Raw genomic sequence first — 14,610 nt, 5'->3', positions numbered from 1 at the left:
GCGCGACCTTTCGATCGCGCTCAGGTTGTCAGCTTGGGCGGCGGCGCGGTTCCCTGCGCCCATTTCTCCAGCTTGCCGAGCACGCCCCAGGCCGAAAGCGCCAGGAAGATCGGCATGGCGAACTGGCCCAGTCCCGGCACGGCGGACACGATCGTTCCGAACAGCCCGGCAAGGCCTCCTGCATTGGGGCTTGCCGTCACCGCGGAGAGCAGGGCGGTGATCAGCGTGCCGCCGACGCCGAGGGCGGTCTTCCTGCCGTCCAGGAGCTTGCCGATCGTCTCGCCGAGCGCGCCGTTGACCTGGCCGAGGACGGGTTTGCCGTTGCCGTTGTTGAGGAGGACGCCGACCAGATCCACCACCTGCTTCAACTGGTCGACGGGTGCGGGGTTGGTCGGGGTGACTGTTCCGGGCATGGGGGCCGTCCTGTTGACGAGGGAGAGGAGGCGTTCGAACAGGTTGATCGGATCGTTGGTCGCCGGTGTGGTGCCGCCCGGTGCCGTGCCTCCCGCTTGTGGCCGCACGAGCTGCGCGAGGTCCTCCAGCCGTTTCAGGATCTGCGACAGATCGACAGCCGGCACGACCGCTCCCGGCTGGGCCGCCCGCGTGATGGCGGCAATGGTGGCGCCGTCGAGGAGACCGGAATCGTTGATGCCGTGCTGCTGCTGAAACCGCGAGACCGCGGCCATGGTCTTCGGTCCGCTGATGCCGTCCTCGGCGAGCGGCGGATTGGCGCCGAGCCGGTTGAGCGCCTGCTGCACCAGAAGAACCGTCGCCGCCATCTCGTCGTCGGGCTCCGGATTGCCCGTGCCCGGTGGACTGCCGTCGACGGTGATCGAGGGATCGAGCGCCATCATCGCATGCAGGATCACGGCAGTGCCAAGCTGCACGTCGACGTTGCTCGGATCGAACACATGGTCGCGGACGAACTTGCCAGCCCTTGCCTCGGGCGGGCCGTAGAGCGTCGAGCCGCCGTAGAGATAGGGTGAGTTGACGCCCTTGGCATGATAGCCGAAGCCGTTGAAGGCCTCGAGCCGGAACAGGGTTCGCGCGATGCTCCAGTCGCTCGTGCCGACGAAGTCCTGAATCCTCAGCGCGTCGACGGCGCCGTCAACGAACGAGCCGAACGGGCCGCGCCCTTTCGGGACGATCGTCGTCGTGCGATGCAGCGACTGGCCATTGCCTAGATAGGTATCGAAATCGAAATTGGATTCCCGATAGTGGCAGAGAGCGACGAAATGCCAGGGTACGCCGGTGCGTTGCTCGATCTGCTGGTAGGTCGTCTTGCCGTTGATCGCCCGATGCGCCACCGCGTTCGCGTCATCGAGGCGCGATGGCCGGATCTTGAGATTGGCCCAATTCCTCTCGTATTCGCTTTTCAAATCCTGAAATGACACCATTTCCCCGCTCCCGCGAATAATTAAATTGCTGGGTCTTTGTGCAAGTCTGGTGTGAGCTGTGCCGTCGTCACGGCATGAGCTCTCTGCGTAATGCTGCAATGTTGCAGCCTGCCGGCGCAACCGAGTGTGAAATGGCTTACACGTCGAGCGCGAAATCCGCAGAGTGGCTGCGATCAAACGCCGCAATCTCAGGAAGATATCGCGCAAGCGCCTCCAAAGCTGTCCCATTGCGATACGACTTCGCCGAAATCCGGGGAACCGGCCGGACCCGTCATCCGTTAGCGACAGAGATGATCCGCAAGGAGAGCCCTGTATGGCCAAGCGTGTTCTTGCGATCGGCATCGAACCCGGCAACGCCGACTACAGCGCGTTCCCGCAGCTCACGCCTGAACTCGTCCGCACTTACATCGACGCGCAACTCCTGCGCCTGCGCGATCTTGGCTACGAGGTCACGAGCTGCCTGATCGATCTCGATGCGACCGCGGAAGCCGGTGTCACGGCGGCGCTGCGCGACGAGAGTTTCGATTGCATCGTTATCGGCGCCGGCCTGCGTGAGCCGAAGGAGCGCCTCCTTCTGTTCGAGAGGGTGCTCAACCTCGTCCACCGGCTCGCGCCGGGCGCTGCGATCTGCTTCAACACGACTCCTGCCGACACGGCTGAAGCCGTGCAGCGCTGGATCGACCCCTGACATCCGTTGCTCGTCGCGCGATATGGCTGGACGCGATCCTTGATCGGCGCTCCCGGCGACATCGCCTGACGCGCCAGTTCCTGACGGCAATTGTTCTGGCTCGAATCCGCGTCGGGCGCTATGACTTGCGTCAGCATCGGGAGGGCCGAAAATGCTTCGAAGTCTTGGAATTATGACGTGTCTGACGGTTGCCATGGCGATGCCGGTCCATGAGGCGGCGGCTCAGGATGCCGTCGGCGGTGCCATCATCGGCGGTGTCGGCGGGGCGATCCTCGGCGGCGCGCTTGGCGGAGGCCGCGGGGCCGCGATCGGCGCGGTTGTCGGCGCCGGCACGGGTGCTGCGATCGCCTCCGAAGGCGAGCGGCGCCGCTCCGGTTATTATGCCTATCAGCGGGGCTGCTACATGCAGCGTCCCGACGGCTACTATGTGCGGGTCGATCCCAGGTATTGCTACTGACGAGATCCTGCCACGAGCCCTCGCGCTCTAGTTCTTTGCCGCTGCGTCCGGCATGATCTGGAGCAGCGGCTCCGGATGGATGGAGATCTGGCCGGCAAATGGTCGGTCATGGGCGGCGATCAAGAGCACCGAGGTGGCGACGCCGGTTGCGAATAGTCCCATTGCGATTGCCCCTCCGAGGCGGTTGTCGCAATGGACCAGACCGATCGCCAGAAGTGCGCAGGCACCCTGGAGGTACAGGCACCACCATTTGACCGAATTCACTGCGGCGAGGCTGACGATGATCCGCTGCCGTCGTGCATCCAGCGCCTGCTGGAGCGCGGCGATGATCTCGCGCTGCACCGTCTCCTGCCCCCCGCCTTGCGGCGTCATCGCGACGACGAGCTGCAAAGCCTCGGCGAGCGCCGGCGGGGTTACCCTCAGCGACACCTCCTGATGTGCCATCATCGGCCACTCCACCGTTGCGGCGTGCCCGATATAGTCGCGCACCAGCCCGCGCAACCGGGTCTCCTGCTCCGCCGGCAGGCCCGCAGCCAGCAGCACGGCGCTCCGCAGCGCGCTGGCCTCGCGGCTCACCGCCGCGCTGGCGCGGTCGCTGTCACCCCAGACCTGCGCCGCGGTGAAGGCGACGAACAGGCCGAAGATGATGCCGAGCACCGGCAGCATGCCGGGCGAGATCGCCTTCAGCGATTTTGCGCGCTCCTCCGTCGCGACCATCGCGACGGCCGCGAATATGACTGCGGCAAGCAGGTAGGTGAATCCGAAAATCACCAGCGCCATCCAGGGCACCGGCAGGTTGTGCAGCCAGTCGCTCATTGTGTCCTTGTCACTTGATTCGGAGCTCCTTTGCGATCACCGACGGCCACGACCGTGATGTCAGCTCATCGACTGCATTTCGCACTCGCAACACATTTGTCGGCACTGAACTATCTATTTAAAGTTGACAAAAGATTCGATATAGTGCTGGACAGCTTTTCATCTAGCGTTCGTAGAGCAACGGATTCGATTTATTGCGCGTGAGCCACGAGTTGAAGTGGATGCAGCAGATCATCTTGAAACGATCCCACCGGGGAGGGTGCTATGGTGGATCTCGCCACAGCAGCGGTGATTGCAAAGATAGTTTCTGACGCCGTCGGCGCTTTTGACAAGGTTTTTCGCGGGTACATGGACGTTCTTAAGAGGGTACCTACTGTCCCAACGCTACCGCCGCCAGCCTTCGCCGATGTCAATAGTCCCCATCAAAACGCGTTTGTGGCTCGGTCGCGCCAAAGCGCTCAATTATATCAAACGGTGACTTATAAGCAGTTATGCGAGCGCCTCTCCGACGGCGACCGGGAATACATTGAGACCCCCGGGCGCGCGATGGACAGTTACCAACGTCAATGGCTCTCTGTATACGAGCAGAGGGCGTTAGCGAGCGGGATGGACGTCGGCGGACTTAGAGGCCAACTAGGATACCTTGCACGACAGATGAGCGACCCCTTGATCAAGGTGCTTACATTTGTCGAGAAGATGGGCCTGTACCTCGACGATCATTACATGGTGGCTCGTCAGGAAGCCGCGAAATATCTGAAGCGCAATAACTAGCAGGTAGAGTGGCACGCCGGCCGCTTGCTGCCGTCACATCGCGCTGGCGCCGCTCGTGTCACATCAAGCACAGCTGTCCGCAACCTGCGATGCAGGGGGAGCGTCGAATGACGATTGGTCCGATTGAAGCGTCAGGAGTGGCGCTGCGCTTAGGGCGAATTCTCCCGGTTATGACACTTTCTCTCACCATGAGCGCGTCAGCCTTGGCTACAGAGTGTACCTGTCGCGACGCGATTCCAGCCGACTCATCAGCAAGTGGTACATGTACGAAGACGCAAAGCGGCAGTCAGTCGTGCAAAATGGATTGGAATGCAGGTGCCGCCGGGAATCGAGACCAGCACGTCCGCCTTTTGAATGAGCTGCAACGTCAAGGGAGCTCCGTGCCTGATGTGGGAGGTCGCGGCGACGATCCGTTTGACCGCGCCGCCATCGCCCTACTCGATCCATCGCGGCTGGATAGTGTTGTTCCTGCAATGGCGACGCTGTTAGCCGGTGCGCTCGGGCGTAACGCTCCCGATCGGCTTCCGCTGTATCGTGCCTTTCTTGAGCGCTATTCAGATTCTCGCTTCCGCTCGCTATTTGGGCCGGAATCGGCAGAAAAAATCCAACGAGATCAGCTTTCTGCTGGAGGCAGGAACTACAGCGTCGCCATCACCTTCGGCTGTGTGCAGTTTCGGGACGAGCAGTTTCTACTCATGCTGAAGACGCAATACGCAAGGGCGCGGAGGGACTGCGATGATGGTGCGCGGTAGACGTTTTTACCTTCTGGTGGCGGGTGTTGTTTGCTTGTTGGCGGGCTTTTTGTTCCTGACCCCGCATGTAGCTCCCCAAGAGCCGGACGTATTCGTCAAAAGGAAGGGCACAGATAAGATCGTTGTTTTTGTGCACGGAATCCTGGGGGATGCGCAGGGGACCTTCACAAACGAGACAACCCAGGCGTATTGGCCACGGCTCGTCGCCGAAGATCCTGATATGGATTCTTTTGATATTCTCGCAATCAACTACGATGCAGCCCTCACGTCAAAAATGAGCATCGAACAGATCGCGACTGTGGTGCGAACCACGCTGGAGGATCATCGAGTCTTTGACGATTACAATGAGATTTACTTTGTATGTCACAGCATGGGCGGTTTAGTCGTGAAGCGAATGCTGATTGACCTGTGGCAGGCACGAAGCGCGTTCCTTGAACAGCAGGTGAGTGGCATAGTCTTTATTTCGACCCCAGCGAAAGGAGCAAATGGAGCCAACTACCTCGAGCTCTTGGCCCGCCTCGGCGGAGTACGGCCATTGGTAGATTTGCGAACGTATGACGTAAATACGTATCTTCAGATTCTCGAAAACCAGTGGAAGGATTATGTAGACAGAGGCCGAAGAGATCGGGTCCCGCGAGTGTTCGTTGCCTATGAAACGCAGCCTACTCATGGCTACCTGGTAGTTCCGCAGTTGTACACGGAGACGCCGCAGGACGATCGCGCCTATCCCGTCACAGCCGATCATCTCTCAATCGTAAAACCTGCAGATCGAAATTCGCGCGTCTACGATTGGGTGAAACACAGAATTGAAGAGGCTTCGGAGGCCCATGCAGCAGTACCTTTCAAGGAATGGGGTTCGGGACCGGGAGCTTGGGAAAGACTTGATAGCCTTATCCGTCAATTCTCGCTTCCGACTGCCAGGCGAGATGGATTTAATCTCAAGATCTCGGGTGATGCCTCCGCGATCAACGACGTCGGCCGGCTATCAGTGATGGGCACCTACCGGGCGGCAACCTGGGCTGACATGTTTGATCACATCGTTGCGGCGAACACATGCATACACTTTACGGCGAGCAGCAGCCGGCGCGAGCTGAGGTTTTCTTCTCCGGATGCAGCCAAGCAATGCCCAACAGGCCGAACTGTTTGTCCTAGCGCGGCATGCTAGGAAAGCTCGAGCAGAGTTATCCAGAGAGAACCGAGAGCGCGGTTATGATTTTCATCGTGTATCCAGCCGCGAAGCAGTCCGAAGAGGTAGTGCGCTATCGTGAGCCCGCGCATGGCAATTTCCATCACGGGGGTCGAGGCTGATATTCCGGATCTCAGATCAGCCGCATCCCGCGCAGGCTCGCATGCCCGCTCTTGCCGACGATGATGTGGTCGTGCACGGCGATGCCGAGCGGCTTGGCGATGTCGATGATGGCCTTGGTCATCTGGATGTCGGCCTGCGACGGCGAGGGGTCGCCGGAGGGGTGGTTGTGCACGAGGATCAGCGCGGTCGCCGATAGTTCCAGCGCGCGCTTGATGACCTCCCGCGGATAGACCGGCGTGTGGTCGACGGTGCCGGTCTGCTGCACCTCATCCGCGATGAGCTGGTTTCGCTTGTCGAGGAAGAGGAGACGGAATTGCTCCTTGTCGGCAAAGGCCATGCTGGAGCGGCAATAGTCGATCACCTCGTTCCACGACGACAGCGCATTGCGGCTCTTGACCTCGCCCTTGGTCACGCGGCTCGCAGCGGCTGCGATCAGCTTGAGCTGGTTGATCGCGGATTCGCCCACGCCCTCGACCTCGCGCAGCCGCGCGACAGGCGCATGAATGACCTCGGCGAACGAGCCAAACGTCTTGATCAGAGCTTTTGCGAGCGGCTTGGTGTCGCGGCGCGGCAGCGCCGGAAACAGCGCCATCTCCAAGAGTTCATAGTCGCTGAGCGCATCCGCGCCCGCGCTGTAGAAGCGCTCGCGCAGCCGCTCGCGATGGCCGAGATAGTGCGGCGGTTCGGAAGGTTCGGGCGCTTTGGACGGGTCGCTGGATTTGGCGGGCATCGCCAGCCAGCATCGCTGCGGGCCACTTCTTTTGCAACCGTCAATTGCGACGGCGCTGCTCTAGCGCCCGGGCTTCAACCCTGGCACCAGCGCGGCGAGACGGTCCTTGATCGCACGTCCGAACATCGGTCTGCCCATGCCCGGTGGGGGTGGACCGGGCGGAGGTCCGCCGCGCGTCCCCGGCGGAGGCGGGCCGGCGCGCCCGACGGTCGGCGCGGCACGACGGTCGACGCCGAGCGTCAGCGTCGCGACGTAGCGGTCGCGCTCCTCCTTCACCGCGCAGAAGGCACGATGCTCGGGGTCGGAGCGTTCGATGACGTGGTCATTGGCATTGATCACCATGCGCTGCCGCGCGCGGTCGGTGTAGTCGGGCACGTTGGTGTAGATGAACTCGTTCAGGGCGTCGGGCAGGAAGGTCTGCCCGGTCAGCACCGTGCGCTGGTCGAGAAACACCTTGAAATGGATGTGCGTGGTGCGGCCGTCATACCAGCCGGGATAGATGGTATCGAACGCGACCCAGCCGGCCTCGTCGGTCATTTGCGTGCCGCGCAGGAACGTCTTGCCGGTCGCGTCGATGTTGTGGCCGTCGCCCTGGCCGGGGAAGGCCGAATAGAGTCCCTTCGCGTCACAATGCCAGATGTCGACCCGCGCGTCCCTGATGGCCGTGCAGGGGCCGGCCTCGATCACGCGCAGCCGCAGCGTCAGCGGCACGCCGTGCCTGCCCTCCGTGATGTCGGACCGAACCAGCTTCGGGTCGGCATAGAACGGCCCTTCCTCCGCCTGCGGCGTCAGGATGCAGGTCGTCTCGACGTCCGCGGTGGCAGGAGCCGCCTCTGCGCGGGTTTGCAGCAGGCCGGCGGCGCCGGCCGACAGGACTCCGAGAAAGCCACGACGCGTCGACTGGCTCACGCATCTCTCCCTTCGTATCGACAAGAGATCGTCATCAGAAGGGAGGATGGCAAGATCAAGCTGCGGCGGTGGCGGCAATCAGGCCGGCTGTTTCTCGCCGTTTCGCGCGGGCAGGGGGACCGTCACGGCGACCACCCCGATCAGAATGAGCGTCATTCCGGCAAGGCTGGACCAGGTAAAGCGCTCGCCGAGCCATGCGGTGCCCAGCGCCACGGCGAATCCCGCGCGCAGGTAGCTGCCGCTGGTCGTGCCAAGCGGGCCGAGCGTGCGGATCAGCCGGAAATAGATCACCATCGCAAGCGCGGTGCAGATGACCGCGAGAGCGATGACCGCCGTGATCGCCTGCGCCGGCGGCGGGAGCAGCGTCCATGGCCGCTCAAGCAGGGCGGCTGTCGGGAGCATCAGGATCGCGGCGCAGCTCATGGCCCCGGCCGCCGTGACGATTGCGGGAAGGTTCGAGAACCGTTGTCCCCAGATCGGCGCCAGCGCATAGCAGAGGCTGGCGCCGAGTACGGCCGCCTGCGCCGGCGGCGCCGTCGTGCCGATCCCGGACAGCGCATCGGTACCTATCGTCACGGCGACGCCGGCGAGGCCGAGACCGACGCCAATGATTTTCTGGCCGCTTATCGTCCGGCGCCCGCGCCCCGTGATCGTCGCGATCGCGAGCACGAAGATCGGCGGGGTTGCATTGAGCACGCCGGCGAGCCCGCTTGCGATATGCACCTCGCCCCAGCTGATCAAAGTGAACGGCAGCGCGCTTTGCAGCAGCCCCTGCACGAAGAAAGCTCCCCAGACCGATCCCCGGCGGGGAAGGGAATGTCCCTGTGCGCCTGCGATCAGGATCAGGAGGATTGAAGCGATTGCAACCCGTGCGGCAACCATGGTGAACGGCGGAATCGTGGGGATCGCAATCTTGATCAATGTGAATGAGCTGCCCCAGATCAGCGAAAGCAGCAGCAAAAGCCCGATCTCGAGCGTGAGGGTGGTTTGATCTGATGCTGCCTGTGGCGCCTGCGTGCTCATGCGATTCGCTCCGGGATTTGTCGGGACCATGATCCGGGGCGGCGGCGCAGGCTGGCTGAATTCGGACCTCATCGTCCGATCGAGTCCGATTTCAGCTACTCGGTGGGTCGCGGTGAAACTATGATTTCGTCATGGCGAAGGCTTTGGCGCAGCGGCAAACGCTGCCACCGCATCTCGACCGGGAGACCTGCGATCGGGCGCGGCTGGCGCGTGCCCGCGCGTTCGACGGCCTGTTCTTTTCCGGCGTTCGTACGACGCGCATCTACTGCCGGCCGGTCTGTCCGGTTCGCCCGGCGCGCTCCGAGAACGTCACCTTCTATGCGACCGCGGCCGCTGCCGAGCGGGCCGGCTTTCGCCCATGCCTCCGCTGCCGTCCGGAAGCGGCGCCGGGATCACCGGCCTGGATGGGCACAGCCACCACCGTTGCGCGCGGGATGCGCCTGATCAACGACGGTCTTCTGGACCGTGCGTCCGTGACGGAGCTTGCCGAAGCCCTAGGCGTCGGGCCGCGCCATTTGCTGCGCCTGTTCATGCGCCATGCCGGTGCAAGCCCGAGCGAGATTGCGGCGACGCGGCGCGTGCAGGACGCCAAACGCCTGATCGACCGGACCGATATGACATTGGCGGAGATCGCGTTCGCGGCTGGCTTCGGCAGCGTTCGCCGCTTCAACGAAGCCTTTGCCGCGACCTACAAGCGGCCACCATCGTCATTCCGCCGTCGGCAATAGGGGACGCCTACTTCGCTGTCATTCCGGGTTCGCTCGCTCATGCGGGCGCCCCGGAATGACACGCAGGCAGTCAGCCGATCTGCTGTTCGCCGTGCCGCTCCGACAGCGTGAAGATCTCGACGCCCGTGGCGGTCACGCCGACGGAATGCTCGAACTGCGCCGACAGCGAGCGGTCCCGCGTTACCGCTGTCCAGCCGTCGGACAGGATCTTCACATGCGGTTTGCCGAGGTTGATCATCGGCTCGATGGTGAAGAACATGCCCGGCTTGAGCTGAACGCCCTCGCCGGGCCGGCCGATATGGATGATGTTGGGCTCGTCGTGGAACATGCGGCCCAGACCGTGGCCGCAGAAATCGCGCACCACGCTCATGCCCTGCGGCTCGACGAAGCTCTGGATGGCGTGGCCGATGTCGCCGGTGGTGGCGCCGGGCTTCACCGCGGCGATGCCGCGCATCATCGCTTCATAGGTCACCTCGATCAGTCGCTCGGCCTTGCGCGCAATCGGGCCGATCGCATACATCCGGCTGGAATCACCGTACCAGCCGTCGACGATGAGGGTGACGTCGATGTTGACGATGTCGCCTTCCTTCAGCGGCCGGTCGCCGGGCATGCCGTGGCAGACCACGTGGTTGAGCGAGGTACAGGTCGAGTAGCGATAGCCGCGATACATCAGCGTCGCCGGATAGGCGCCGTGGCTGAAGGCGAAGTCGCGGACGAATTCGTCGATGCGCGAGGTCGGCACGCCGGGGCCGACGATGTCGGTGAGCGCGTCCAGACACTTCGCCACCAACGCACCCGCCTTGCGCATGCCGACAAAGGCGCCCGGCCCATGCAGCTTGATCTGTCCGGTCTTGCGGAGCGAGGTATCGGTGGCTTCGACGTAGCTCATGCGGGTTATGGTCTTTACGGGCTCGAGGCTGGTTGCGATGTCGGTGGAAGGGCTTGATTTCAGGCCTTAATCTAATGATCGCGTGCCTTCATGCAAGCCAAGCTTGGCCGCCTTGCGTCCGAAAGGCGCTCAATTCGGGACCTCTACGATGGTTTCGACCGGCAGGGCGCCGCCGCGGACTCGGATTTCGCGGACGGGGTAGGGAACCCGGATGCCCTCGCGCTTGAAGGCGTCCCACAGCGCCAGCATGACGTCGCTCCTGACGTTGTCCATGCCGTCGGGGTCGGCGAGCCAGAGGGTCAGCGAGAACTTCATCCCGGCTTCCGCGAACTCGGTCAAAATGCTGTTCGGTGGCTTGCCCTTCTGGGCGCGCGGATGGGCGGCGGCGGTCTCGATCGCGAGCTTGCAGACCAGCCTGGGATCGGCGTCGTAACTGGTGCTGAAGGTGATCTTCACCAGCGTGTTCTTGTCGGTATAGGTCCAGTTGACGACCTTCTGCGTCACCAGGTCCTCGTTCGGCACCAGGAATTCGCGGCCGTCGCCGGCGGCAACGGAAATATAGCGCGTCTTCATCGCGCTGATGCGACCCGTATTGTCGCCGATGGTAACGAGGTCGCCGGGCTTCACCGACTTGTCGGCAAGCAGGATGATACCGGAGATGAAATTGGCGACAATCTTCTGCAGGCCGATACCGATACCGACGCCGACCGCGCCGGAGAACACCGCGAGCGCGGAGAGGTCGATGCCGACCGCGCCGAGCGCGATCACGATGGCGACGGTGAGGAGGCCGATCCGGATGATCTTGACCAACAGCACCTGCACCGACGGCGTCAGGTCGGTCGTTGAGTTGATCCGGCTCTCGGCGAAGTTGCTCGCGATGTTGGTGAGCCAGAGCGCGATGATCAGGAGCGCGCCGGCCTTGATCAGGAGCAGCGGCGTCAGCCGCAGGCCGCCGAGCACGATCGCGAAGGAGTCGAGCAGCTCCACCGTCGCATCGAGCTCGCCGATGATGGAGAGGGCTGCGACGAGCCATGCCGCGATCGACACCAGCTGCACGATGAAGGCGTTGCGCAGCACCGAGGTCACGAGCCGGATCGCGAGCCAGGCCAGCCCCAGCTTCGCGGCGACCATCAGGAGATAGCTCCGGCTGGGCCAGGTCGCATGATACATCACCACGCGGGAGACGATCACGAGCACGGTGAACACCGCCGTGGAGGCGCTGGAGACCATCACGCGGGCGAAATGGCGAAGCGGCAGCGGCCACCGCATCGCCAGCGATGTCATCTCGACGCGGCTGCGAACGCCGGCTTCTGCGGCATAGGCGATGCCGGCCGCAGCCAGAATGAGACCAAATTGCAGGTAGAACCAGGGCGATAAGATCTCGGCCCCGACGCTACGCGCGGTCGTCTGCACGAACTCCATGAGGTCTTTGAGGTCCATGTCCATTCGGGCGGTCTCGTCGGCGATCCCGGGGAAAGATTTGATTCGTGGGCGCCGCAGAATCCCACAAAGGGAGCGGCGGGACTATCGATACACCTCCATGTGATGCGAGTTAAGGCCGCAAAATGCGGGCAGATTGCCGCGAGCGGGAGAAAATGGGTTGGCGCGGCAGGATGACGACGATAAGGATGCCATTCCAACGATTTGTACCTGTGAAGGTGGATGGCCTCCCTCGATTCGGTCAGCATCGCCATTCTGCTCGGCGCCGTCCTGGTGATGGCTGGCATTCTCTCGAGCCTGCTCGCGCTGCGCTTCGGCGCGCCGCTGCTGCTCGTCTTCCTCGCGATCGGCATGCTGGCCGGCGATTCCGGCCCCGGGCAGCTCCAGTTCGACGACGTGCGCACGACCTATCTGGTCGGCTCGGTGGCGCTCGCCCTGATCCTGTTCGACGGCGGCTTGCGGACACGATTTGCGAGCATCCGCACCGTGCTCGCGCCATCGGTGGTGCTCGCGACCGTTGGCGTGCTCCTCACCGCGCTGATCACCGCCCCCTTTGCCAAATACGCGCTCGATCTCAACTGGGCGGAGTCGCTCCTGGTCGGCGCGGTGGTCGCCTCGACCGACGCCGCCGCGGTGTTCCTCTTGGTGCACACCCAGGGCCTGCGCCTGCGCCCGCGCGTCGGTGCGACGCTGGAGGCGGAGTCCGGCACCAACGATCCCTTCGCGATCTTCCTCACGCTCATGCTGGTCGAATACATCTCGCTGGGTTCGGGCACGGCCAGCCATGTGCTGTTCGAATTCGTCCAGGAGGCCCTGCTGGGCGCCGTCGTCGGCGTGATCGGCGGACGGCTGGTCGTCATGGCGCTCAACCAGGTGGCGCTGCCGCAGGGCCTGCATGCGCCGTTCGTCACCACCGCCGCGCTCGTCCTCTTCGGCGGCTCGCAGATCATGCATGCCTCCGGCTTCCTCGCGGTCTATCTCGCCGGCATCATCATCGGCAACCGTCCGACGCGCGCCCATAATTCGGTGGTGACGTTCCTCGATGCCGCGACCTGGCTCGCGCAGATCGTGATGTTCGTTCTCCTTGGTCTCTTGGTCTCGCCGCAACGGCTCGGCGCAAGTGCGTTGCCGGCAGTCGAGGTCGCCTTTGTGCTGATGCTGGTCGCAAGGCCGCTGGCCGTGTTCCTGTGCCTCGCCCCCTTCCGTTTCAACTGGCGCGAAAAGGTCTTCATTGCCTGGACGGGCCTGCGCGGCGCAGTCGCGATCTTCCTCGCATCGATTCCGATGCTGGTCGGCTTGTCGAAGGCCTATCTCTATTTCGACGTCGCCTTCGTCGTCGTCATCATCTCGCTGCTGCTACAGGGCTGGACGCTGGCGCCCGCCGCGCGCAAGTTGCACGTGGCGCTGCCGCGCGCCGAGCGCGGTCCGCGCCGCGTCGAACTGGACCTGCCCGGCCAGCTCGAGCAGCAGCTCGTCGGCTATTCGGTGCGTCCCAAGAGCCTGTATTTCCGCCGCGGCCTGATCCCGTCCTGGTCCAAGCCGACGCTGGTGATCCGCAACGAGAGCATCCTGACGCCCACGGAAGCCGATCCGATCGCGCCCGGCGACTACATCTATCTGCTCGCCCCGCCGGAAAAGGCCGAGGCGCTCGACCGCTTCTTCGTCGACATGCAGCCGAGCTCGGCGCCCGATCCGCATCTGCTCGGCGACTTCATGGTCTCCGGCGAGCATACGCTCGCCGAGCTTGCCGAGATCTATGGTGTCAAGGTGAGCGAGGACGAGTGCCAGCTGACCCTGGCCGATTATTTCGATGTCCATCTCGACCGCGCACCGAAAGAGGGCGCGGAGCTTGCGCTCGGCGAGATCGTGCTGGTGGCCCGCTCGATCTCCGGCGGCCGCGTCAACGTCGTCGGCCTGCGCCTGCCGGAGGACGAGGACAAGCCCGAGTCCGTGACGCGCGCGAAGGCCCTGCGGCGCAGGCTCGCCGACCTCTGGACCTCGGTCGCGGGGATTTAGCCTCTCCACAAGTCATTCCGGGGCGCGCGTAGCGAGAACCCGGAATCCATTTCACCGAGGAACGGGTGGCGAAATAGATTCCGGGCTCGCCCTTCGGGCGCCCCGGAATGACGAATGTAAAGAGCCAGGGAACCTGCCACCAGATTGCCGCAACGGCTGAAAATTTCCGCTGTTCCATGAAGGCGGTGGCCGGAACGCATGCCGATGCCGCCCGTTACCCGCGTAACGGTCAACCTGTTTGACAGGAGCAGTCATGCGAAAACTCATCTTGCCGGCCATTGTCGCGATCGGCCTCGGATCGGCCGCGCCGGCGATGGCCTATGATTCAGGCGATCAGATCTCGATGCAGGCCGCGCTCGACGTCGCGACCGATATCGGCGTCATGACCGTCTCCCACACTCAGTTCCTCGGCGACGAATGGCGGATCGAGGGCCGCGATCGTGCCGGCCGCTGGATGCAGGTCTATGTCGACGCCAGCACCGGCGACGTGCGCAACGTCGAGCGCGGGTGGTAGCCTTGGCGCGATCTGCAAATGACGCGATAAAGTGGCGTCATTCTCAACTGTCGTCCCGGGGCGCGCAAAGCGCGAGCCCGGGACCCATATGTGGACGGCCCCCGTGGCACAAGAGCTTTGTGAGGTTTGATCGGATCGCTTGCGTCCATATGTCCGGCCTGTTGGTGCGGC

At 63.4% G+C, this 14,610-nt stretch carries 15 protein-coding genes; 8 read left to right on the top strand and 7 right to left on the bottom strand.

The window, feature by feature from the left end; translation table 11 throughout:
* Positions 1 to 20 precede the first annotated feature (20 nt).
* Positions 21 to 1,397, bottom strand: a complete 1,377-nt coding sequence (locus AYJ54_RS40085) for a peptidoglycan-binding protein (RefSeq protein WP_063708017.1) — start codon at positions 1,395 to 1,397, stop codon at positions 21 to 23.
* 313 nt (positions 1,398 to 1,710) lie between these two features.
* On the opposite strand from AYJ54_RS40085, the gene AYJ54_RS40080 reads away from it, so the two are divergent.
* Positions 1,711 to 2,085, top strand: coding sequence for a hypothetical protein (locus AYJ54_RS40080; protein ID WP_063708016.1), 375 nt, complete (start codon positions 1,711 to 1,713; stop codon positions 2,083 to 2,085).
* A 151-nt stretch (positions 2,086 to 2,236) separates the two neighbouring features.
* Complete coding sequence (locus AYJ54_RS40075) at positions 2,237 to 2,542, top strand: YMGG-like glycine zipper-containing protein (protein ID WP_063708015.1); 306 nt, start codon at positions 2,237 to 2,239, stop codon at positions 2,540 to 2,542.
* A gap of 27 nt (positions 2,543 to 2,569) precedes the next feature.
* Here AYJ54_RS40075 and AYJ54_RS40070 read toward each other — a convergent pair whose 3' ends face one another.
* Positions 2,570 to 3,358, bottom strand: a complete 789-nt coding sequence (locus tag AYJ54_RS40070; protein WP_063708014.1) for a bestrophin-like domain — start codon at positions 3,356 to 3,358, stop codon at positions 2,570 to 2,572.
* Between the two features lie 264 nt (positions 3,359 to 3,622).
* Between AYJ54_RS40070 and AYJ54_RS40065 the strand changes: the two genes are divergently transcribed.
* The 3 genes from AYJ54_RS40065 (at position 3,623) to AYJ54_RS40055 (ending at position 6,046) form a co-directional block, all read left to right on the top strand.
* On the top strand, positions 3,623 to 4,129 hold the full coding sequence (locus AYJ54_RS40065) for a hypothetical protein (protein ID WP_063708013.1): 507 nt from the start codon (positions 3,623 to 3,625) through the stop codon (positions 4,127 to 4,129).
* Positions 4,130 to 4,236: 107 nt separating this feature from the next.
* Positions 4,237 to 4,881: a hypothetical protein gene (locus AYJ54_RS40060; RefSeq protein WP_136624263.1), complete on the top strand. Its 645-nt coding sequence runs from the start codon at positions 4,237 to 4,239 to the stop codon at positions 4,879 to 4,881.
* Positions 4,865 to 6,046, top strand: a complete 1,182-nt coding sequence (locus AYJ54_RS40055) for an esterase/lipase family protein (protein WP_063708011.1) — start codon at positions 4,865 to 4,867, stop codon at positions 6,044 to 6,046. The genes AYJ54_RS40060 and AYJ54_RS40055 overlap by 17 nt, the downstream gene beginning before the upstream one ends.
* Before the next feature lie 154 nt (positions 6,047 to 6,200).
* Here AYJ54_RS40055 and radC read toward each other — a convergent pair whose 3' ends face one another.
* From radC to AYJ54_RS40040, 3 genes are all read right to left on the bottom strand, one after another.
* Positions 6,201 to 6,920 (bottom strand): RadC family protein, encoded by a 720-nt coding sequence (gene radC, locus AYJ54_RS40050; RefSeq protein ID WP_063708010.1) that lies wholly within the window; start codon positions 6,918 to 6,920, stop codon positions 6,201 to 6,203.
* 60 nt (positions 6,921 to 6,980) lie between these two features.
* A complete protein-coding gene (locus AYJ54_RS40045) occupies positions 6,981 to 7,829 on the bottom strand; it encodes an intradiol ring-cleavage dioxygenase (RefSeq protein WP_063708009.1) in 849 nt (282 codons plus the stop codon).
* Positions 7,830 to 7,907: 78 nt separating this feature from the next.
* Entirely contained in the window at positions 7,908 to 8,852 is a 945-nt protein-coding gene (locus AYJ54_RS40040) for a DMT family transporter (protein WP_063708008.1), read from the bottom strand.
* A 131-nt stretch (positions 8,853 to 8,983) separates the two neighbouring features.
* Between AYJ54_RS40040 and AYJ54_RS40035 the strand changes: the two genes are divergently transcribed.
* A complete protein-coding gene (locus AYJ54_RS40035) occupies positions 8,984 to 9,580 on the top strand; it encodes a bifunctional transcriptional activator/DNA repair enzyme AdaA (protein ID WP_063708007.1) in 597 nt (198 codons plus the stop codon).
* A 70-nt stretch (positions 9,581 to 9,650) separates the two neighbouring features.
* Here AYJ54_RS40035 and map read toward each other — a convergent pair whose 3' ends face one another.
* Positions 9,651 to 10,469, bottom strand: a complete 819-nt coding sequence (gene map, locus AYJ54_RS40030; RefSeq protein ID WP_063708006.1) for a type I methionyl aminopeptidase — start codon at positions 10,467 to 10,469, stop codon at positions 9,651 to 9,653.
* A gap of 129 nt (positions 10,470 to 10,598) precedes the next feature.
* The gene (locus AYJ54_RS40025; RefSeq protein WP_063708005.1) at positions 10,599 to 11,915 is read right to left on the bottom strand and encodes a mechanosensitive ion channel family protein; all 1,317 of its coding nucleotides are present in this window, start codon (positions 11,913 to 11,915) and stop codon (positions 10,599 to 10,601) included.
* Between the two features lie 216 nt (positions 11,916 to 12,131).
* On the opposite strand from AYJ54_RS40025, the gene AYJ54_RS40020 reads away from it, so the two are divergent.
* Positions 12,132 to 13,925 (top strand): potassium/proton antiporter, encoded by a 1,794-nt coding sequence (locus AYJ54_RS40020; protein ID WP_063708004.1) that lies wholly within the window; start codon positions 12,132 to 12,134, stop codon positions 13,923 to 13,925.
* A 253-nt stretch (positions 13,926 to 14,178) separates the two neighbouring features.
* Positions 14,179 to 14,439, top strand: coding sequence for a PepSY domain-containing protein (locus tag AYJ54_RS40015; RefSeq protein ID WP_063708003.1), 261 nt, complete (start codon positions 14,179 to 14,181; stop codon positions 14,437 to 14,439).
* Positions 14,440 to 14,610: the final 171 nt, after the last annotated feature.

This window comes from Bradyrhizobium centrolobii, from assembly GCF_001641635.1.
Taxonomy (GTDB): Bacteria; Pseudomonadota; Alphaproteobacteria; order Rhizobiales; family Xanthobacteraceae; genus Bradyrhizobium; species Bradyrhizobium centrolobii.
This window is presented reverse-complemented; position numbering and strand designations above follow the sequence as displayed.